The sequence below is a fragment of the Rahnella bruchi genome, from assembly GCF_003614975.1.
Classification (GTDB): domain Bacteria; phylum Pseudomonadota; class Gammaproteobacteria; order Enterobacterales; family Enterobacteriaceae; genus Rahnella; species Rahnella bruchi.
Genome location: NZ_QZWI01000001.1, coordinates 1,048,583 through 1,069,522 on the forward strand (window position 1 = coordinate 1,048,583; position 20,940 = coordinate 1,069,522).

The 20,940-nt window shown below is 49.5% G+C and carries 15 protein-coding genes; 6 read left to right on the forward strand and 9 right to left on the reverse strand.

Going from position 1 to position 20,940, the window contains the following annotated elements; genetic code table 11:
* Positions 1-39 precede the first annotated feature (39 nt).
* The 7 genes from D5398_RS05005 to D5398_RS05035 form a co-directional block, all read right to left on the reverse strand.
* Entirely contained in the window at positions 40-2,211 is a 2,172-nt protein-coding gene (locus tag D5398_RS05005) for a polysaccharide biosynthesis tyrosine autokinase (protein ID WP_120506578.1), read from the reverse strand.
* Positions 2,212-2,231: 20 nt separating this feature from the next.
* Positions 2,232-2,666, reverse strand: coding sequence for a low molecular weight protein-tyrosine-phosphatase (locus tag D5398_RS05010; protein WP_279634997.1), 435 nt, complete (start codon positions 2,664-2,666; stop codon positions 2,232-2,234).
* Entirely contained in the window at positions 2,666-3,808 is a 1,143-nt protein-coding gene (locus D5398_RS05015; protein ID WP_462938096.1) for a polysaccharide export protein, read from the reverse strand. Before D5398_RS05015 ends, D5398_RS05010 begins: the two co-directional genes overlap by 1 nt.
* Positions 3,809-4,062: 254 nt before the next feature.
* Complete coding sequence (gene wbaP, locus D5398_RS05020; RefSeq protein WP_120506579.1) at positions 4,063-5,493, reverse strand: undecaprenyl-phosphate galactose phosphotransferase WbaP; 1,431 nt, start codon at positions 5,491-5,493, stop codon at positions 4,063-4,065.
* A gap of 381 nt (positions 5,494-5,874) precedes the next feature.
* The gene (locus D5398_RS05025; RefSeq protein WP_120506580.1) at positions 5,875-6,555 is read right to left on the reverse strand and encodes an EAL domain-containing protein; all 681 of its coding nucleotides are present in this window, start codon (positions 6,553-6,555) and stop codon (positions 5,875-5,877) included.
* Between the two features lie 71 nt (positions 6,556-6,626).
* Entirely contained in the window at positions 6,627-7,223 is a 597-nt protein-coding gene (locus tag D5398_RS05030; RefSeq protein WP_120506581.1) for a helix-turn-helix transcriptional regulator, read from the reverse strand.
* 922 nt (positions 7,224-8,145) lie between these two features.
* On the reverse strand, positions 8,146-10,860 hold the full coding sequence (locus tag D5398_RS05035) for a cation-transporting P-type ATPase (protein WP_120506582.1): 2,715 nt from the start codon (positions 10,858-10,860) through the stop codon (positions 8,146-8,148).
* A gap of 293 nt (positions 10,861-11,153) precedes the next feature.
* Here D5398_RS05035 and D5398_RS05040 point away from each other — a divergent pair, with 293 nt between their 5' ends.
* From D5398_RS05040 to D5398_RS05050, 3 genes are read left to right on the forward strand one after another with little or no spacing between them, the layout of a single operon-like run.
* A complete protein-coding gene (locus D5398_RS05040) occupies positions 11,154-12,239 on the forward strand; it encodes an efflux RND transporter periplasmic adaptor subunit (protein WP_120506583.1) in 1,086 nt (361 codons plus the stop codon).
* Positions 12,239-15,304, forward strand: a complete 3,066-nt coding sequence (locus D5398_RS05045; protein WP_120506584.1) for an efflux RND transporter permease subunit — start codon at positions 12,239-12,241, stop codon at positions 15,302-15,304. The genes D5398_RS05040 and D5398_RS05045 overlap by 1 nt, the downstream gene beginning before the upstream one ends.
* On the forward strand, positions 15,301-16,266 hold the full coding sequence (locus D5398_RS05050; RefSeq protein WP_120506585.1) for an acyltransferase family protein: 966 nt from the start codon (positions 15,301-15,303) through the stop codon (positions 16,264-16,266). Before D5398_RS05045 ends, D5398_RS05050 begins: the two co-directional genes overlap by 4 nt.
* On the opposite strand, the gene D5398_RS05055 is transcribed toward D5398_RS05050, so the two are convergent.
* Complete coding sequence (locus D5398_RS05055) at positions 16,263-16,811, reverse strand: helix-turn-helix domain-containing protein (protein ID WP_120506586.1); 549 nt, start codon at positions 16,809-16,811, stop codon at positions 16,263-16,265. The genes D5398_RS05050 and D5398_RS05055 overlap by 4 nt on opposite strands.
* Positions 16,812-16,908: 97 nt before the next feature.
* On the opposite strand from D5398_RS05055, the gene D5398_RS05060 reads away from it, so the two are divergent.
* Together D5398_RS05060 and D5398_RS05065 are read left to right on the forward strand one after the other, a co-directional pair.
* Complete coding sequence (locus D5398_RS05060) at positions 16,909-17,577, forward strand: AzlC family ABC transporter permease (RefSeq protein ID WP_120506587.1); 669 nt, start codon at positions 16,909-16,911, stop codon at positions 17,575-17,577.
* The gene (locus tag D5398_RS05065; RefSeq protein WP_120506588.1) at positions 17,574-17,897 is read left to right on the forward strand and encodes an AzlD domain-containing protein; all 324 of its coding nucleotides are present in this window, start codon (positions 17,574-17,576) and stop codon (positions 17,895-17,897) included. Before D5398_RS05060 ends, D5398_RS05065 begins: the two co-directional genes overlap by 4 nt.
* A gap of 70 nt (positions 17,898-17,967) precedes the next feature.
* Here D5398_RS05065 and D5398_RS05070 read toward each other — a convergent pair whose 3' ends face one another.
* Entirely contained in the window at positions 17,968-19,329 is a 1,362-nt protein-coding gene (locus D5398_RS05070) for an APC family permease (RefSeq protein WP_120506589.1), read from the reverse strand.
* 580 nt (positions 19,330-19,909) lie between these two features.
* Between D5398_RS05070 and D5398_RS05075 the strand changes: the two genes are divergently transcribed.
* Complete coding sequence (locus D5398_RS05075) at positions 19,910-20,878, forward strand: GGDEF domain-containing protein (protein ID WP_120506590.1); 969 nt, start codon at positions 19,910-19,912, stop codon at positions 20,876-20,878.
* Positions 20,879-20,940 lie beyond the last annotated feature (62 nt).

The window sequence follows — 20,940 nt, forward strand, 5'->3', positions numbered from 1 at the left end:
CAAAACCTGCGGGCAGGTTTGTTACTTTTAACATGAGTGTTATTTATCGTCCGAATAAGCATAGCCGTAGCCACTGTAACCATACCCATAATAGCTACTGGCCTTTTTAATAACGCTGTTAATAATACAACCTTTAACCTGAACGCCACTCTGCTCAAACCTTCTTATACTCACTTCTACTTCTTTCACAGTATTCATTTCAAAGCGGGCTACCAGCAATGTTGTACCCACATACCTGCCGATGATTGCGGCATCGGTGACGGCAAGAATTGGCGGTGTATCAATAATCACCAGGTCATAATTTTCTGAAGCCCAATTGATCAACAATTCGAATCGCTTATGCATCAATAACTCAGCCGGATTAGGCGCTATCTCTCCCCGTGAGATAAAATCTATACCGAGAGAAGGTATATTTACCGGAGCGGTTTGATGGTTTGACTTCCCGGACAAAATGTCGGAAAGCCCATTATCCAGGCCTGTTTTAAATAACTTATGGACATGTCCTCTTCGCATATCAGCATCGATCACAAGTACCTTTTTATTAGTCTGTGCGATTATCACGGCGAGGTTACTACTGACGAAGGTTTTACCCGCGTTCTGGCTTGGCCCTGAAATCATCAGAACATTATTTTTAGCTTCCATCATGGCGAAATGAAGACTCGTGCGCAGGCTACGTATTGCTTCAATAGCAAGATCCGCAGAATTTTCCACCACAAGAAAACTCGTTTTCTTGTCTTTTCTTTTTTCTCTATTGGCTCTAATTTTACCTGACTTATTTTTTCTGCTCAGCCATTCCGACAGAGGAATACTGGCATAGACATTAATCCCTCTTTCTTCGAGTTGTTCAGGTGAATCTATTCCTTTCCTCAGGAACACACGCAACAACACGATACTGATTGAAATCAGCGCCCCTAATATCAGGCCAATTAATACAATCAGCACCTTTTTAGGCTTGACAGCCTTAAGTTCCGTGACCGCTGTATCGATGATGCGCACATTGCCAATTGCACTCGATTTAGCGATGCTCAGTTCCTGCTGACGATTCAGAAGTTGCATGTAAATAGCGCGATTAGATTCAGCGTCCCGGCTGAGTCTGGCGACTTCCTGTTGCGTGGCAGGCATTGCAGAGACGCTTTTGTTCAACCTGTTTCTTTCTTTTAGCAAAGTCTGGCGTTTTTCCAGAAGCGCTTTATACGTCGGGTGGTCTTTCGTATAGAGCTGCGAAATCTCCGCCTCACGGAATGTCAGCTCGTTTAACTGGCTTTCGACATTGACAATCTGATCGAGTACTGACTTGGCCTCAAGTGACAAATCGACAGAATCCTTCTGGCGGCGATACGTATTCAGGCTGTCTTCCGAAGTATTCAGGTCTGTGCGAACCCGCGGAAGCTGGCGTTCAAGGAAATCGAGGCTTTTGGCATTCTGAGCTGCCTGGCGAGCGATATTTTGATCAAGGTAATTCTGGCTGATGCTGTTCAACATCGCCGCGATAAGGTGTCGATTATCACCATTTATTGTAAGATTCAGAATGCCAGTATCTTTTCCCTGATCATTAACATTAAATACATCCAGCAGATCAATTATTGCCCTTAGCCGGCTCAGATAGTAGACGTTAAACCGCGTACCTGGCTCAGCCTGTATATCCTTTACGAGTAACGAAATGCCGTGTTCACTGAGAAGACTTCCGACTACACCCTTTATTTCAAAATCATTTCCTTCGATGAGATAGTTATTTTTATCTATCACTTCGAGGGTTATTTTGGGAACGTCACCACCACTGGCAGGTAAATATAAGCGACCGATAGACACCGCACCCGGCGCTTCTCCGGTTAACCTTGCCCATCCACGACCAAACAGCGGGAAATACTTCTGCTTAACTACGGCCTGCAGATTCAGGTCATCGACTGTTTTGCCCAGAACCATACGTGACTGCAGCAGTGCGATTTCCGGAGCAGATTGTGGCTGAGAGTCGGGAAGTACCTGACTCAGGCTTTCAAGGATTGCATTGCCCTGCTTCTGTTCCACCTGAATTAGGGCATCCGCCTGATAAATTGGCGTGGCAAAAAGAACATAAATCACAGCCAACAAGGTCAGGACGGCGGTAATACAAATAATCATTTTTCGATGATCAATAAGCTCACCGATTAGGCGCCCTACATCTATTTCATCTGAATCGGGCGACGTAGGTGTTTTTGAAATGACTGGTGACATGCGTTGATTTCCTGATGGAGTTATCCGTTCAGTTTTAGCAACCAGGACTGGCAGGCCTGATCAATTAACCGGTATACAGCCTCAAAGGCTTCCTGACTCTTGTGATAAGGATCCGGAATTTCTCTGGCCCCGACCCAGTGCCCCAGAAGCATGATCTTGCCCCGTGCTTCGGGAGATACCTGACTGATCAGTTCCTGATGAGATTTTTCCATGACCAAAATGAGGTCGTACTGGCGACCAAGGGCAGAGGTGAACTGTCTGCCGCGATGATCATCGAGCATAAGCTCGTGCTTTTTCGCTATCTGCACCGCACCGGGGTCCGCCGGGTTATCGACTAACGCAGCCATTCCCGCAGAATCTATTTTCCTGCCCGGTAGTACGCCCCGTAATAACCTCTCCGCAATGGGAGAGCGGCAGATATTGCCGGTGCAGACGATCAATATAGAATCAAACATCAGGGATTCCATTGTCGTATGAAGCGACCCGCTTCGATCATGTCATGTACGCCGGTAATGGTCGGGACGATCTGCGAAATCACACGGTTCCAGCGCACAATCGGTGCCGTGGTGACATAAACAATGTCGTAAGGTTGCAGCTGGAATTCGGTGCTCATCACCATCGAAGCGGCATCTTTCGCATTCAGCTGATAAATGTTCGCGATTTTACCTTTGTTACTGCCCTTAAGCGGACGGATAACAAATATCCCGGAGGCATCCGCCATACTCTGTGCAATGCCGTCGGAATTACCCAGCGCTTCGGCCAGTGTCATCCCGCTGCGATCCATCTTCAGGGTGCTCTGTTTGGTGACTTCACCCATCACAAACACCTTCAGGTCGTCGTTACGCGGCACGAACAGAATGTCGCCGGGATACAACAACCGGTTCTGCGTCAGATCGCCTTTTTGCATCAAGGCATGCAGTGAAATCTGCGTATCCTGGCCGTTGTGATTGAGCACCACGTTACGCCAGTCTGCGTCCGGCGCTAATCCGCCTGCCGCATTGATGGCATCTATCACCGTCAGCGGGATGTTAGTAATGGGTTGCTGGCCAGATTTAATGACCTCCCCGGTGGTATAGATTTTTTGCGAACGGAATGCCGCGATGCTGACATCAACCTGCGGGCTTTCTATATAAGTTGCCAGCCGGGAGCTGATTTCCTGACGGACCTGAGTGACCGTCTTGCCGGTCACTTTTAATTTTCCGATATAAGGATAGAAAATTGTTCCGTCAGAATTTACCCAGTTACCGGTATCGCTGGCACTTCGGTACTGACCTGCGGGTGTGGTCAGCTCAGGGTGATCCCAGACGGTCACCATGAGGACATCCCCGACGCCAATGTGATATTCGTAATGTTTTAACTGCTCATCTAGCTCCGGATTAGGACGTGCCATGACGGTTGGCGACCTTAAGCTGTCCACCAGCCAGGGAGTCAGGGGATAAATATTAACTAGCTTATCAATGTCATAATTATTGTCTGGCTGTTCAACGATTGCCTTTCCGCTGGTATTTAAATTCTGCCCCGGAATTACCGTACATCCACTTAATATCCCAAGTGTGGCTATCATTACAGAAATATTTAAAAAGCTTTTATTCATCATTTCATATCATCTGTAGTTCAGTTAAGTATCTGCCAATGGACAGGAAAACCTCCCATCAGGAAGCCGCAAACTATCAATTTTTTGTAACGACAATCTCAATAAATACAATACCTTTAACGACAATGGGAATTTCGGCCTTTCACCGAAATTCAGGTTGCTGATAAAAGTATTAATGAAAATGCTGTGTTATTTTTATGAAGGGAAACTGATGCATTATATAACCACTGCGTGTTGAGGCGATTTATCAGTACGAATTAGTAAGCCCCCTCTTTTTTAAGTACAACGTTTACAGTTTTAAATAAAATGGCTATATCATTCCACATTGACCAGTTTTTTACATACCAGGAATCAAGGTATACACGGGTTGGGTAATCGACCTCACTTCGACCGCTCACCTGCCAAAGCCCGGTCATTCCCGGTTTACTGAGCAGGTAATACTCCACTTCATCGTAATAACGGTCGAGCTCGGCGGTAATAATAGGCCGCGGACCCACCAGACTCATTTCGCCTTTCAGGACATTAAAAAGCTGCGGCAATTCATCAAGGCTGGTCCTGCGCAGGAAATTACCGATGGCAGTAATGCGCGGATCATATTTCAGTTTGAACGTCAGATCCCATTCCTGCCGTGCCTCCGCGTTGGTCGCCAGTAAATCTTCCAGAACTTCCTTGGAGTTAATGACCATCGAACGGAATTTCAGGCATTTGAAAGGCTTACCATTATGGCCAATGCGTTCATGGCCATAAATCGCCGGGCCACCGTCTTTTCTCACCTTACGGCTGATATAGAACAGTAGTGGCGCGAGCAGCACGATAATTGCCAGTGAACCCACAATATCGAACATTCGTTTGGCAGCGCGTGAAGACCATTTCGCCAGATTCTGATGCACCCTGAAAATCATCACTTCCTGACTGAAGATGAATGACATATCGGTATTGTCCAGTGGCATGCCGCGAAGGCTCGGAATCACCGAGACAGAACGGTAGCCGTTAATCATAAACACCCGCAGCCAGGCGTTGCGGATCCCGCTCTGATGAGACTCAACGGCCACAATAAACTGGGTCTTCTTATCGACGTTTTTCCGTACCCAGTTCTCGTCAGAAGGCATCACAGGTATGCCCTCTATCCTATCTCCGGGCTGGTCGGCGCGTTCGCTGGAAATAAATTTAATGACCCGCAGACCGAGATTCCTGTCGCTTTTAATCGCGTTGTATCCTTCTCGCGCATTATTGCCACTACCAATAATAATCGCATCGCGTTCCCACAGGCCCAAAGAATCAAGCGCACGTTTGGTCATCATTCTTGCAACCGGCACGAGAATAAGAACCAGTGTCCAGGTCAGAACCCAGAGGTAACGGGAGAAATACCACTTAGCAAAAGCGATCACTGCAATTTCGATTAGCGCAAAGATAAGCAGCGTACGCAGGATTTCTTTCAGCTCGAACCAGAAGGTTTTGCGATAATAATAATGCCGCAGACGCAGGTGGAACCACGCAACACAACAAATAGCCAGCAAGCTGTGCAGGGCAATCCAGCCGGAAATCTGTGCATCCGGGATCCGTTGTTCAAAATGCGTCATGACCCCGCCGAGTATCCATTTAGCCAGATACAGAGAAAGAGTGAAGCTAAGGAAATCGGATAAAGCGAGTAATAAACTAGACCAAAGGTTCCTGGTGAGAAATGTCATATACACCTCACAACAATTAGAGATAATAATCCTCCCTCATGCGTTTGCCTGAAGGAATTTTTTGATGATGAATAATGCGAAAGCCGCGTGAGTCAGATATCGGATGCTATAAGAATAAATAAAACGCATTGCGCGAAGTGACGGGCTATAAAAATTTAATTAATAAAAAATCCAAATTCATATAATTGCAGCGACTCACTAAATTTTGGCTATGCTACCGCCCTTGATTTACGGCCACCAATTTGCCAAATTCTACATCGAATAATATCTAGCGCAGTTAACCCTCACCTGAGTAGTTGTGGTGATTAATGCGTGTTAATTTTTAATAAATTGCGTTTCATAAATCAGAATGTATTTACTCATTCTCTTGATTTTTGCTGATCAAAAAAATGACCGAATAAACTCTTCCTGTCCATATGGCAACCACAATGCTCCTTGCATAGCCCGGATATCACTTCCACTTAAGTACTTAACGTGCTGAGAATTCTCAACACCATTAATGATGACACCTGCACAATAAGGCCTGAGGTGTTCTATAGTTTTTCTGAGTGAAATAGTTCCCTGATGTTGCAAAAAAAAGGTCTTACTGATTTTTATACATTCAAAACTTTCATTCATTATCAGAGACAAACTGGTTAACCCTGCGCCGAAATTGTCCAGCCAAAGCGGGTAGCATTCTGACAAAGCCTGAAGCACAGGCCGCTGCTGCCCGGTCCTGAATTCAGGAAAGTTCTCATCGAGCTCTAACCTTATGTGGCTATAACGTTTGAGCACCTTATGTATAGACGGGTTATCGATAATATGAACAGCAACGTCATAGTCGATATTTATCGATAATAAAAAGTTATTATCGATAAATATGCTTTCGTTCATACCCGCCAGAGTTACCTGCTCATAAAATGCCTTCACTTTCTCACCGGCTGTACGTAATAACTCATAACCGCATGAATCAGATCGATTTTCATCCACTCTGGTGACCAGCTCGAAACCGAGAATGACACCGGAAACAGAAACAATAGGCTCATAGATATAGTCTGAAAAACCTGCCCTGACCGGCTGCATTTGTTCCCCTGAAAATAGCCATGCTCGAAAAATCGCCTGACCAATAGAAACTGATTAAAAACTCAATTGTTTCACCTGCTAATTCTGTTTCCCACTGCGTGTTTATGCAAAAAGAACAAAGCTGAACTGCTGTTGGCGTCAACGCCTATTTTTCTTAAAGAATTGCACTTATGGACACTTACGGTCTTCACACTCAGTTTCAGAATATTCGATATGCTTGTCACGGACAGGCCGGACATCATCATCACTAAAACCTTCTCTTCCATCTTGGTGATATTATAATTAAAGGACTCCTTGTTAATCGTTATGCCCTGTAGCTGGATAAGCTGCTCCACCGATGTCACCACCGCAGGCAATTCTTTTTTCTTTTTAAGAAACTTAAATTCCTTCTTAAGCAGAAGCTCCAGCATCAACATATCGACGGCAGATGACATAATCAGGATCCTTATCGGGTCCAATATATTCAGATGCTCTCGCAAAAACTCGTAGCATCGGTGGAACCCGCCGCCTGATGGATCAATGATCAGATAATCTTTTGCATACAAATTTACCTCATCGCCCTGGTCATAAGAGATGACACCGTCAACGTAAGGTAGCTCCTTGGAGATTATTTCTTTCAACGCCAGTTTTGTGTACTGGCACTCACTCCAAATTATTACCCGAGGCATTGGGCCGCCTAATTGTGAGGTTTTAAAAACACTGAACTCTGCCCTGTTAAACCGGGGAAGAATAAAGCACTCTCATAACGCTATAAGAAAAACGAATGTTAAAAACCGGTCTAAATCATATTTAAATCTTTTCAGTAGCCGTATGTAGAGTAATACGCAGCGGAAACTCTTCAAATCGTTTTTCTCGCTCATAATTGCCCGCAATAATAGGTTTCACCAATCGATTTACACATTCTTATCGTTAATCTCATCCCTATTTTCTAGGCGAATTCTTACGAACATTCCTAATTACGGACGAAAGTGTGAGCTATATTACGCTTTGGCCCGGAATAACGGACAGGATCTAAGAATTTTCTCATTAAGAATTAGTCGCATTCATGCGGTTTTATCAGCGCTGCTTTTATCTGAGTATTTGTATTTAAACAGAACATTAATCTATTTTAAGAGATAATTTAGTTTTTATTTTTTCCTGAAACTAATCTTAATTTTTCATTACTGGGTGGTTTTCTGAAAAATAGCTTACGAAATCTAAATTATTGGTTTTTCATCCACATTTATGCGTAGAAATTCGCATTTCCAATTCACTTTTCTTTTTCAAAAGACCATTCCTAAGAGCAGAACAAATAGCCTTATTGCTTTAATTTCAGGCAAATATTGGTGAATATCTGAATTTTATCTGATGGCAATGTCTGGAGTATTCTTAAATAAAACCCTCCGATTCACGTCACCTCCCTGTATGAAATGCAGGCGTACTTATCCTTAATGGCGGATTAGCAATCAAATAGCCAGGGGGAATTATAAAAAAGCAGCTTCTACATTCAGAAAAAGCCACAGACAATAAGCAGGATTTACTGGTCAATAAAAAACCAGCCTTACGGCTGGTTTTTTATTGCAGTGGCTTATGTGATTACAGTGCGGTCTGTTAACCCGCTTTACGCCAACTCCTCGTCAGCACTTTTTCTATCTCGACAATTACAAACAGCGCGATACCGATCAGCAGGCCGATAATCCAGTAGATGAAGGGCAGTGGTCGTGTACCGAACAGCGTGTTCATCAGCGGAACGTAGATAATAATCGCCTGTAGCGCGAAGAGCACCACGGTGACAATCCAGATACCTTTGTTTTGCAGCAGTCCACGGTTGAGAGAGAAATTATCCGAATCGCGGCAGTTAATCATGTACACCCACTGCGCAGTGACCAGCGTCTGCAACAGCACGGTACGGATAAATTCCGGTTCATAACCGCGTGGCTGGAGCCAGGCTTCGAGCATAAAGGCGCTGATGGAAATCAGCAGTCCCACAAAGGCTACACGCCAGATGGCGTATTTATCCATGACGTGTGCGCTGACATTACGCGGCGGACGACGCATCACGCGGCTTTCAGCTTCCTCGAACGCCAGCCCGAAAGAAAGCGTGGCGGACGTCGCCATGTTCATCCACAGAATTTGCACCGGCGTAAGCGGCAGCAGATTCCCCATCAGAATGGCAATAATAATCAGCAACCCCTGCGCCAGGTTGGTCGGCATAATAAAGAGGATGGTTTTTTTCAGGTTGTCGTAAACCCGTCGCCCTTCCCTGACCGCGTTGGCGATGGTGGCAAAGTTGTCATCCACCAGGATCATATCGGCGGATTCTTTGGTCACCTCGGTGCCCTTAATCCCCATCGCAATCCCGACGTTGGCCTGTTTCAGCGCGGGCGCATCATTCACGCCGTCGCCGGTCATCCCGACAATTTCACCGGTTTCCTGTAACGCTTTCACCAGACGCAATTTGTGTTCCGGGCTGGTACGGGCGAAAATATCGAACTGTGTCGCCGCCGTTCTCAGCTGCGCGTCATCCATATGTTCCAGCTCATAGCCGGTAATGGAATTCTCACTATTACCGATGCCAAGCATCTTACCGATCGCCATCGCGGTTTCCTGATGGTCACCGGTGATCATCTTGACGCGGATCCCCGCCTGCTGACACTCACCGATCGCCACAATGGCTTCAGGACGCGGCGGATCCATCATCCCCGCAATGCCGATCAGCACCATGCCGTGGCCGAGTTCAGGGTGATCTAACGAGGCTATCGGCTGATCGACAGGCTTCCAGGCGGCGGCCACCATACGTAACCCTTCGCTGGCATATTGTGTGATCGCGGATTCCCAGTAGGCGTGATCCAGCGGCACCGCCCCTTGCGGCGTCTGCTGGAACTGACAGAGTTTGAGCAGCACATCCGGCGCGCCGGTCAGCATGATCTGCGATTCACCGTTTTTCTCACCCGCGACCGCCATGTATTTGTAGAGCGAATCAAACGGAATTTTACTGCTGAGATTAAACGCGAGTTCCGGCAAATGTGCCTTGGCTGCCAGCACTTTCAGCGCCCCTTCGGTCGGACCACCGGTTATGCCCCAGTGTCCCTGAGCGTCCTGCCTGAGCGTACTGTCGTTACAGATATCCACGGTGCGCAGAAACTGAGTCAGCAGCGGCGAGGAATCTGCAGGTAATGGTGAAGCCGAACCGGCAATGGAAAAACTGCCCATTGGCTCGTAACTGTTGCCTTCTACCGTCCAGATGTTATCCGCCAAAATCACTGCTTTGACCGTCATCTCGTTCATGGTCAGCGTGCCGGTTTTATCCGAACAAATCACTGACATCGCGCCCAGCGTTTCAACTGTCGGCAGCTTGCGGATAATGGCTTTGGAACGCGCCATCGCCTGCACGCCGAGCGAAAGAATAATCGAGATGATCGCCGGTAAACCTTCCGGCACGGCAGCCACCGCCAGACTTATCACCGACAGCAGCAGTTCGCCGAACGGGATATCGCGCAGCAGATAACCGAAAATCAGCAGCGCCACCATCATGAACAGAATGATGACAAAAATGGATTTGCCTAGTTTATCTATCTGTACCAGCAGTGGTGTTTTGTTGTCTTCAATCGAGGACAACATTTCATTGATATGACCGAGTTCAGTCTGACCGCCGGTTGCGAACACTACGCCGCTGGCAGTACCGGAACTGACCGTGGTGCCTGAAAACGCCAGGTTTTTGCGGTCACCGATCGACTTCTCCCCCTCGAGCGAATCGGTCTTTTTCGAGACTACGGTGGATTCACCGGTCAGAATGGCTTCCTCGACACGCAGGTTATGCACATCGATCAGGCGTAAATCAGCAGGGATTTTGTCTCCGGGGCGCAGCAGCACAATATCACCCGGCACGATTTCATCGGTGGCTACGGTGACCTGTTGTCCGCTGCGTAATACCAGCGCTTCACTGGAAAGCATATTCTGAATACTTTTCAATGACTTCTCGGCATTATTTTCCTGAATAAAACCTATTAAAGCGTTGATCACCGCCACGCCTAATATCACCAGCGTGTCTACCCAATGCCCCATTATTGCGGTGACGACGGCGGCGGCGAGTAATATATAGATAAGGATGTCTTTAAAGTGAGAGATAAACTTAATAAATAAAGACTTACCTTCTTTTTGCGGAAGTACATTCGGTCCGTAATGTTTTAATTTATTTTGTGCGTCTTCGGCGGAAAGCCCGGCTGGCCCTGACTGCAACCCTGCCAGACTTTCTTCTACTGTTTGCTGATACCACAGTTTTTCTGTGGTGGTTTTATTCACAGAAAGTGGCGCTGGATTATTCATAATGCCTGACTCCTTGACCCCTGAAATGGTTCATGAATGAAGCGGGTAATGAATGAATTGTCGTGATGTTTTCTGGCAAGATGCGTAAAGCTGTATAAACTATAATATACCGACTTAAATAGTGTTAATTCCTTGCTTTAAAAAAACAATTAAATAAACAAAAACAATAAGTAGCTTAATAGTCTCACTAAAAATACGTCATCGCAGAAAATAGCGGAGCCTGCCTAATTAAAGGCCTCACTATTCTGCCGGAAATTAATTTTTCGCATGTGGTTTGCATGAGGGGAAGTATTTTGAATATCCGCTTTTTTCCCGCCCTGATCCTCCTGTTACTTTTAAGCGCCTGTGATCAGAAAACCGCAGACGCCCCCGTTCCGCCACGTCAGGTTAAAATCGCCACCGCTGAAGCGGCCAGTCCGCTGAGTACCCGCGTTTTTCCTGCACGCATTCTGGCGGGCGATAATACCGATATTGCGTTTAAACGCGCAGGCCAGTTGCAGACGCTGGAAGTGCGTGAAGGCGAATCGGTGAAACAAGGGCAAATCCTCGCCCGGCTGACCAACAATGATGCCCGTCAACGCCTGAACGATCGTCAGAGCGCCGCGACGCTGGCGCAGCGTCAGTTCGAGCGTTATCAGACGCTGGCACGTCGCAACGTGGTATCGCAGGCAGAACTCGAAGTGCATAAAGCCAGCCGGGATTCGGCCAGAGCAGCGCTGAAAATCGCGCAGGAAGAACTGAATGATTTAAACCTGACTGCGCCATTCAGCGGGGTGATCGCCAGACTTTCCGTGCGTAATCATCAGGTGGTGGCAGCCGGACAGCCGGTTGCGACCATCAGCCGTTCCGATGTATTAGATGTCATTTTCAGCGTACCCGAAAACCTGTTTACCAGCCTCGATATGCGTAATGCCAGCTATCAGCCACGGGTGCGCATCAACAATCTTCCTGACCGGGAATTTACCGCCACCTATAAAGAACATACCGCCAGCAGCGAGGCCAACTCGCTCACCTGGCAGGTGACGCTGACCATGCCACGTCCGGAAAACTTCCCCGCTGTCGCCGGTTTGAGCGGCACAGTGACCGTAAATCCGGCTAATCTTGCGACGGCAACGCCCGTGGATACGCTGGTGATCCCGGTCGAAGCGGTGTTTAACCCGGACAGCAGTCAGCGTAATGACGCACATGTCTGGGTGATTGCCGGTGAAGGCGACACATTACACGTTGAAGACCGCAAGGTCACCGTCGGCGAACTGACCTCGCAGGGTATTGAAATTAAAGCGGGTCTGCAAAAAGGTGACAGAGTGGTCGCGGCGGGCGTGAGCGAATTGCACGCTCAGCAGCCGGTTCGCATCTGGGTCCGGGAACGGGGTCTGTGATGAGAATTAACGACAGCTTTATCAATAATCCGACACGTGTCTGGCTGGTGATCCTGCTGCTCGGCGTGGGTGGCCTGATTGCGTTGTTCAATATCGGACGACTGGAAGATCCGGCGTTTACCATTAAAACTGCCGTGGTGTCAGTGCAGTATCCGGGCGCATCTTCCCAGCAAGTCGAGGAGGAAGTTACGCTGCCGCTGGAAAATGCCCTGCAACGCCTGCCTTATGTCGATAACATTTCCTCGATTTCTGCCGTCGGTTTATCGCAAATCACCGTCAATATCGATTCCCGCTATCACTCCTCTGAACTGCCGCAAATCTGGGATGAACTGCGTCGTCGCGTCAATGATGCCACGCTGCAATTTCCGCCCGGCGTCAGCCCGCCGTTTGTGAACGATGATTTCGGCGATGTGTACGGCTATTTTTTCTCTATTTATGGCGACAACTTTACCAATCCCGAACTGCGTAAATACGCTGATCAGTTGCGCAGGGAACTGGTGCTGGTGCCCGGCGTCGGCAAGGTTGCCATCGGCGGCATCCTTCCTGAGCAAGTGTATATCGAGATTTCCCGCGCCAAAATGGCGGCTTACGGCGTCACGTTGCCGCGGCTTGCGGATGTGCTCAACCGGCAGAATCTGGTGTCCGATGCGGGCAGCATGACCGTCGGCAGCGAGTCTATCCGCCTGCATCCGACCGGCGGCTTTCAGAATATTGATGAACTGAATAATGTTCTGATCAGTCCCGCAGGATCCACGCACAGTATTTATCTGCGTGATATCGCCAAGGTGTCGCAGGGGGTGAGCGATCATCCCGGCAATATCTACCACGCCAATGGCCGCGATGCGCTGACCATCGGGGTCTCGTATATTCCCGGTGTGAATGTCATGAACATCGGCCATGCGATTGAAGCGCGCATGCAGCAGATCTCCGCCGATAAACCGGCTGGGATCCAGCTGAAAGTGTTCTACGATCAGGCTGCTGAAGTGAAGAAATCCGTCGACGGATTTATCATTAACTTCCTGATGGCGCTGGCGATTGTGGTGGGCGTTCTACTGATTTTCATGGGGCTGCGCAGCGGGATTATTATTGCCGTGTCGCTGGCACTGAATGTGCTCGGTACGTTGCTTATCATGTATTTGTTCGGCATCGAGCTTCAGCGAATCTCGCTCGGTGCGCTGATTATTGCGCTCAGTATGCTGGTGGATAATGCAATTGTGGTAGTGGAAGGCGTGCTGATTTCCCGCCAGCAGGGAAACCCGCTGATGAACGCCATCTCGCATATCATTAAACGCTCCGCCCTGCCGTTACTGGGCGCGACGGTGATTGCCATTCTGGCGTTTGCACCGATTGGCCTTTCGCAGGATTCGACCGGTGAATACTGTAAGTCGCTGTTCCAGGTATTGCTGATTTCGCTGATGCTCAGCTGGGTGACCGCGCTGACGCTGACGCCGGTGCTGGTGAAATGGGCCTTTGCCAATATGAAAGTGGCGGAGAAAAAGCCGGACGAGCAGGCGGATCCCTACGGCGGCTGGATATTTCGCGTTTACCGGCGCGTGCTGTCAGCGCTGCTGGTCCGCCAGACCATTACCCTGGTGGTGCTTGCGGCTCTGCTGGCGGCGTCAGTCTGGGGATTCGGCTACGTCCGGCAGAACTTTTTCCCGTCGTCTAATACGCCAATTTTCTTCGTCGATTTGTGGATGCCTTACGGCACAGACATCAATCACACCGCGCGAATTGCGGGAGAGATCGAAAAAGAGATCAATCATCAGGAAGGCGTGGAAAACACCGTGACCACCGTTGGTCAGGGCGGAATGCGCTTTATTCTGACCTACAACGGCGAGCGACAATATTCCAACTATGCGCAGATTATGGTGCGTATGGACGATCAGCGGAAAATTGCTGCACTGACCCGCCGCACCGAACAGCACATTCGTGATCATTATCCCGAAGTGAATGCCAGCCTGAAACGCATCATGTTTGGCCCGTCTGGTGGCAGCGCGATTGAAGTCCGTATCAAGGGATCCGATCCCGATACGCTTCGCCACATCGCCAGCCAGGTCGATAAAATTATTCTCGATGACGGCGCGGCGGACGGCGTGCGCAATGACTGGCAGGAACGCAGCAAAATGGTTCGTCCTGTATTTTCACCTTATCTGGGACGCGAACTCGGCGTCGACCGGGGTGACATCGACAGTGCCTTGCAGATGAATTTCAGCGGCAGTACTGTCGGCATTTTCCGTGACGGTTCGACGCTGATGCCAATGGTGCTGCGCCCTCCGGCCACGGAACGGCTGGATGTCGATCACATGGCGAATATCATGGTCTGGAGCCAGACGCGCCAGCAGTTTATTCCGCTGAGCAATGTGGTCAGTGATTTCAAAGTCGAATGGGAAGATCCGCTGATCATGCGCCGCGATCGCATTCGGGTGCTCACCGTGCAAACCGATCCGGATCCGGCCAGCGGTGAAACGTCCGGCGATATGCTGGCACGTATCAGGCCGCAGGTTGAGGCGTTGACCCTGCCGCATGGCTACAGCATTGAATGGGGCGGTGACGCGGAAAACTCCGCCGAAGCGCAGCAGGGTTTATTCACCACGTTGCCAATCGGTTTCCTGATGATGTTTATCATCACCGTACTGATGTTCAGTTCGGTGAAAAACGCCATCGCCATCTGGCTGACCGTGCCACTGGCACTGATCGGCGTGACGTTTGGCTTCCTGCTGACCGGTATTCCGTTTGGATTTATGGCGCTGATTGGCCTGCTCAGCCTGAGCGGGATGCTTATCCGCAACGGCATTGTACTGGTCGAGGAAATCGGTCAGCAAAAAAAAGAGAAGAACCAGACCGAGGCGATTATCTACGCCGCCACGTCGCGTCTGCGCCCTATTCTGCTGACGGCGTTCACCACCGTACTGGGGCTGGCGCCTTTATTACTGGATGTCTTTTTCCAGAGCATGGCAGTCGTCATTATGTTCGGGCTGGGATTTGCCACCGTGCTGACGCTGCTCGTGCTGCCGGTAATTTACAACTGTTTTCATCGTGAAGGACAACGACACACACAATGAACACCACGGGACTGAATATTATTAAAACGCTGGGCTGTCTGACCGCCGTGACTTTTTTTACCGTTTATAATACTTACGATAATTACAATTATAACTACGACAGCATTCTGGCTTTTCTGACTTTTATTTCTACCATCGCCACGCCGTTGTTTTTTGTGGTCACCGGGTATATGGATGCCGGTTCCCAGCACACAACCGAATGGCAGATGAAGAAAATTCGCAGCATATTAACCCTCTTCATCTTCTGGTTTTCGATTTATTATTTATGGGGGCCTTACCAGAAAGGGTATCTTATCCAGCCGTGGTTTATCTTTTCGCTGGTCATTATTTACACCTTTCATCCTTTAGTGGAATGGCTGGCCAAAAGACGGGTTATTCTCGCAATACTGATTGCCGGCCTGCTGATTTTTTCGTTTGCGTATGACCTGCTGGCTATCTATTTGACTGAACATAAAACCTTTTCCACGCCCGCGCAGTTCCGCATCTGGACCTGGGTGCTTTATTATCTGACCGGTCAGCTGTTATATGACCCGGTGGTTTCTGCGCTGTACGGTCGCCCGCGGGTGGCGAAAGTCGCCGCCATCGCCATTCCGTTTGTGTATATTTTCACCTGGTTTTATGAAAAGCATTTCTTCTTTTCAATCTTCAACATTGCACGTAACAGCTTTATTCTGACCGGATCGCAAGTCTATATTCTGGTGGTATTGATCATTATTGCAGCCAATGGCGTCAGACAGGACGCCACGCGGTTGCCGGTCAGCGAAATGGTCAGTTCGCTGGGGAAAACCATGACCGGCGTTTATATTCTGCACTACACCTTTTTCAATTTATTAATCCAGTGGATCCCGATCAATTCCCTGACCGCGAAACTGTTCGTCATCCTGCTGACGTTTCTGCTTTCCGTGTTGTCTTCCACACTGCTGCTGAAAAACAACATCACCAAAAAGCTGATTACGTTTTAGCTTTGCTCTGAGACCAGCACTGCCATGGTGTCCGGTTCCAGCGCGCGGAAGATGTGTTCCACGTCGGCAGGATAGGAAATATAATCGCCGGCGTTCAGTTCGACCGGTGAATCCACCAGCCCGACAAGGGCGCGCCCCTGCGTGATAATAATGTGCTCGACCGATCCCTGCGGATGCGGGCTGGAAACACGGTCAGCCCCTGGTTGCGTGGTCAGCAGATAAATATCCCGGCGCGAACCCGGCGGGCAGGTTGCCAGTAAAACCGCTTTATAATCAGCTAGTTCAGCCACCACTGCTGGGCCTTCACCCCGGCGGATTACCTGCATTTTGTTCACTTCCGGCTCCATCAGGCGCGCGAAAGGAATATTGAGCGCCACGCACAGCGCCCACAGAGTTTCCAGACTCGGATTGCCGTTACCGGCCTCCAGTTGCGAGAGCGTCGATTTGGCAATCCCCGCACGGCGGGCCACTTCTGCCAGTGATATTCCTGCCCGCTGACGTTCACGAACCAGACCTTTAGAGATAACGCTGATGGGTTGCGACATGATCCTGCCTGTTTTATATAACGAACGATCGTTCGACTTGAAGAACGATTCAGATGCGTTCATTATAATGGGAAATCGTTCGTTATGGGATTGAATTATGTCTGCGCGTTTCTTTTCACCGCTGGGAAGTGATGTGGTGAAAGCTATCTTTCTGGTCTGCCTGGCTGATGGTCTGGTGGGGATTTCATACGGTTCACTGGCGGTTGCGGGCGGTTTTCCGCTGTGGGTGCCGCTGATGCTCTCCTTGCTGGTTCTGGCCGGTGCGTCAGAGTTTTTATTCATCGCCATCGTCGGTGGCGGAGGCAGCCCTTTCGCTGCGGCAGCCGCCGGAATACTGGTGAATGCACGTCATTTACCGTTCGGAATTGCGGTGAAAGATCTGGTCGGCAGTAAAGCCATGAGCTGGCTCGGTTGCCATATCATGAATGACGAAAGCGTGGTGTTTGGCATCTCTCAGCCCACGCATGAAAAACGCAAAATTGCCTACTGGTTATGCGGCGTGGGCATTGCGCTGTTCTGGCCGGTCAGCGTGATTGCCGGTGCATACATAGGTCAGTTCATTCCGGATATCAAAGCCATCGGCCTCGATGCGGTGTTCCCTGCCATTCTGCTGGCACTGATTTTCCCGGCATTGCGCAGCCGCCGGACGCGGATCCCCGCCTCATGCGGCGCACTGATTTCAGTTGCCGCCGTACCCTTTGTGCCTGCCGGTATGCCGGTGCTGTTTTCCCTGCTCGGATTGCTGGCGTGGAGGAACCGGAAATGACGTCACACAGTCTGATTATTGCCGGTATTGCGGTGCTCGCTGCCGGAACGTTTCTGATGCGCGTAGCCGGTTACCGGCTGGGCTCCCGCCTTAATTTCTCCCCGGCAACGCAAACAATGCTTTCCGATTCAGCTACCACATTACTGCTGGCTGTTGCGGCCACATCGGCGCTGTTTGAAGGCCCGCATTTTGGCGGATTCGCACGGGTTATTGGCGTCGGTGCGGCGCTGTTTTTAGCATGGCGTAAAGCGCCGCTGATTGTGGTTATTATTGCGGCAGCCGTTGTTACGGCGCTGATGCGCTGGCTGGGTATTCACTAACAGAAACAAAAATGGCTCCTGAGAAGGAGCCATTTTTTTAAAGCGGGCGTGTTTTTAATACCAGCGGTAATTACGCCACGTCTTCGTATTGTGGTACCGGATTGCGGAAACTTTTGGTCATACAGGCCAGGTAGATAAAGCCGATTGAGCCCCAGATAAGCCCCAGCACCATCGAACCTTCTTCCAGATTGACCCACAACGCGCCGACCGTCAGCGCACCACACAATGGCAGCAGCAGATACTGGATATGGTCCAGCACAGTTTTGTTGCGTTTCTCGCGGATCCAGAACTGCGAAATCACCGACAAATTCACGAACGTAAACGCCACCAGCGCACCGAAGTTAATCAGCGCCGTCGCGGTGACCAGATCGAAGTTAATCGCCAGTAAAGCAATCGCGCCAACCAGCAGCACGTTGAAAGACGGCGTGCGCCATTTCGGATGGATATAACCGAAGAAGCGTTTCGGGAATACGCCGTCGCGCCCCATCACATACATCAGGCGGGAAACGCCCGCGTGCGCCGCCATACCGGAAGCCAGCACGGTGATGCTGGAGAAAATCAGCGCGCCAAACTGGAACGCCCTGCCCGCCACCTGCAACATGATTTCCGGCTGTGAAGCGTCCGGGTTTCTAAAGCTGGAGATATCCGGGAAATAGAGTTGCAGGAAATATGTCGCCGCAATGAATATCACGCCGCCAATTAATGCCGTCAGGAATATGGCCCGCGGGATCACACGCTCTGCATTTTTGGTTTCTTCCGACAAGTTACTGATGCCATCAAAACCGGTAAAGGAGAAACACAAAATGGTCGCACCGGTAATCATCGGCACGGTATGCGCGTTCTCACCCCAGAAAGGTTTGGTGCTGGCGAGCGTACCGTAGCCGGTGCCGTGATCAACGCCATAAATCACCATGCCGGTGATCACTGTGATCAGCACAATCTGTAAGATCACCACCAGGGTATTAATGTTGGCGACGGTTTTAATGCTGCGAAGATTCGACAGCGTCATAAATCCGACCAGCACGACCACAAATATCCACGAGGGCACCGACGGCACCAGCGCTTCAAAATAGATTTTTGCCAGCAGGATGTTAATCATCGGCGCGAATAGGTAATCGAGCAGCGAAGACCAGCCGACCATAAAGCCGACTACCGGATGAATCGCTTTTTGTGCGTAAGTATAAGCCGAGCCCGCAGAAGGATAGCGGCGCACCAGCTTGCCGTAGCTCAGCGCGGTAAACAGAACGGCGATCAGCGCAAACGCATACGCCGTCGGCACATGGCCGTCAGTCAGGCCGGAGACAATACCGAACGTATCGAACAGTGTCATGGGTTGCATATAGGCCAGGCCTATCATGACAACCGGAATCAGCGTAAGAGTTTTACGCAATTCCACGCGGGAGGCGGTACCCGTAACGACGTTATCCGACATGATGTGTCATTCCCATGTTGGAAAACGCGGCATAGTGAGAGTGCTGCACCATTAATGTTTCCTTGCGACAAGACTGTCGGTATCTGAAAGTAAATATCTATCCGGTACTAAGCCCGGCCTCTGTTTTTGAATGTTTTCTTGTGCGAAGGATGTCTTCGCCAATGAAGAAGTAACGGTTAATCCCGATTTGCGGGGCGCATATTTTGCCCTATTACGTAATGAAATGACAAGGCAAGGAAGAATAAACATAGGCATTAAATAAAATAACCAGCAAAACTGGCACGTATTGTCAAAGCGGGTTTCAGGGAGTTTTAATAATTGTTCTCATCATGTAAAACAAACATGAATTACCGGTTATTGGCGTTATTAATAATCGAATTCAAGCGTCTGAATATAACCTTGAGGCTTCTTATTTAACATTCAGACCATTCCCCGATCGATTCCTTTCCAATGACCTTCCTCGGTGGGCACTCATGGGCAAAATCCGAAAAATCCGCCCTCGGAAGCCTTTTTCGATCAGACTGTTTACAAACGCCTGATGAGTGGGAAGAATGAAGATTATTTGCTCATAAAATAAGAAATGTCTGATTCCTCACTGAAACAACAACTCCAGAACCTGAAAAAGCATAATGCCCGCCTGAAACGTATTGCACATGATGCGCGAAACAAGCTCAGTGCCGCTTTGGATGGAACCGGTTTGTGCCTGTGGCAGCTCGACGTGCCCAGCGGGAAACTGGTGATTTTCAACCGCCGGTGGGGATCGATGCTTGGCTATCAGCCAAAAGAGCTGAGTGCGCGTTTTGAAGTCTGGCGTGAGCATTTACACCCTGATGATAAAGAAGATGTATTGTCTGCGTTCTACAACCACCTGGAAGGCAAAACGCCGTTTTATGAGGCTTTGCACCGGATGCAGGCGAAAAATGGCACCATTACCTGGGTGCTCGATCGTGGTCGCGTGACTGAATGGGACGACGCCGGACGCCCGCTTAAAGTGACCGGTACGCACATCGACATGACCAAAGAGAAGAATTACGAGCAGCAACTGGCGACGCTGGCGAATCACGATCCGCTGACCGGTCTGGCTAACCGCCATGCGCTGCAACATCAGTTCACACAGCTTAAAAATGCCGGACCGTTATGCATCGCGTTTATCGATCTGGATAATTTTAAGCATGTGAATGACACACTCGGGCATCGAAGCGGCGATGAAGTGCTGATGCGCCTGAGCCAGCGTTTTAAGGAAGCCTGCCCGCCGGGCGTGATCCCAGGACGGCTGGGTGGTGATGAATTCATTCTGCTGATGCCTTATCCGCTGATGCATCCGCGGGTAAAACGCGTCGCACAGGCCTGTCTGAATGCCGCGATGATCCCGTTTGAACTCGATAACGGTAATGCCCAAATCGGGGCATCTATCGGCATTGACGAAGTGACCGGCGGCAGTGATTTCAGCGAAGCACTGCTGCTCGCTGACCGCGCAATGTACGCGATAAAACATCATGGCAAAAATGGCGTAATGCTTGGGACGCAAAACGTCCGGCTGCTGGCGTGATCCCGCCATGATGAAAGTCATTCACTTTTGTTGTTCAAAGTTTGTGCTATAAATTTTGCATA

Bases quoted from the DNA above. Each gene is read 5' to 3' on its own strand.
- D5398_RS05035 (WP_120506582.1), bottom strand. From the start codon at position 10,860: ATGAATAATCCAGCGCCACTTTCTGTGAATAAAACCACCACAGAAAAA.
- D5398_RS05070 (WP_120506589.1), bottom strand. From the start codon at position 19,329: ATGTCGGATAACGTCGTTACGGGTACCGCCTCCCGCGTGGAATTGCGT.
- D5398_RS05055 (WP_120506586.1), bottom strand. From the start codon at position 16,811: ATGTCGCAACCCATCAGCGTTATCTCTAAAGGTCTGGTTCGTGAACGT.
- D5398_RS05015 (WP_462938096.1), bottom strand. From the start codon at position 3,808: ATGATGAATAAAAGCTTTTTAAATATTTCTGTAATGATAGCCACACTT.
- D5398_RS05030 (WP_120506581.1), bottom strand. From the start codon at position 7,223: ATGCCTCGGGTAATAATTTGGAGTGAGTGCCAGTACACAAAACTGGCG.
- D5398_RS05025 (WP_120506580.1), bottom strand. From the start codon at position 6,555: ATGCAGCCGGTCAGGGCAGGTTTTTCAGACTATATCTATGAGCCTATT.
- D5398_RS05050 (WP_120506585.1), top strand. From the start codon at position 15,301: ATGAACACCACGGGACTGAATATTATTAAAACGCTGGGCTGTCTGACC.
- D5398_RS05075 (WP_120506590.1), top strand. From the start codon at position 19,910: ATGTCTGATTCCTCACTGAAACAACAACTCCAGAACCTGAAAAAGCAT.
- D5398_RS05005 (WP_120506578.1), bottom strand. From the start codon at position 2,211: ATGTCACCAGTCATTTCAAAAACACCTACGTCGCCCGATTCAGATGAA.
- D5398_RS05010 (WP_279634997.1), bottom strand. From the start codon at position 2,666: ATGTTTGATTCTATATTGATCGTCTGCACCGGCAATATCTGCCGCTCT.
- D5398_RS05045 (WP_120506584.1), top strand. From the start codon at position 12,239: ATGAGAATTAACGACAGCTTTATCAATAATCCGACACGTGTCTGGCTG.
- D5398_RS05065 (WP_120506588.1), top strand. From the start codon at position 17,574: ATGACGTCACACAGTCTGATTATTGCCGGTATTGCGGTGCTCGCTGCC.
- D5398_RS05060 (WP_120506587.1), top strand. From the start codon at position 16,909: ATGTCTGCGCGTTTCTTTTCACCGCTGGGAAGTGATGTGGTGAAAGCT.
- wbaP (WP_120506579.1), bottom strand. From the start codon at position 5,493: ATGACATTTCTCACCAGGAACCTTTGGTCTAGTTTATTACTCGCTTTA.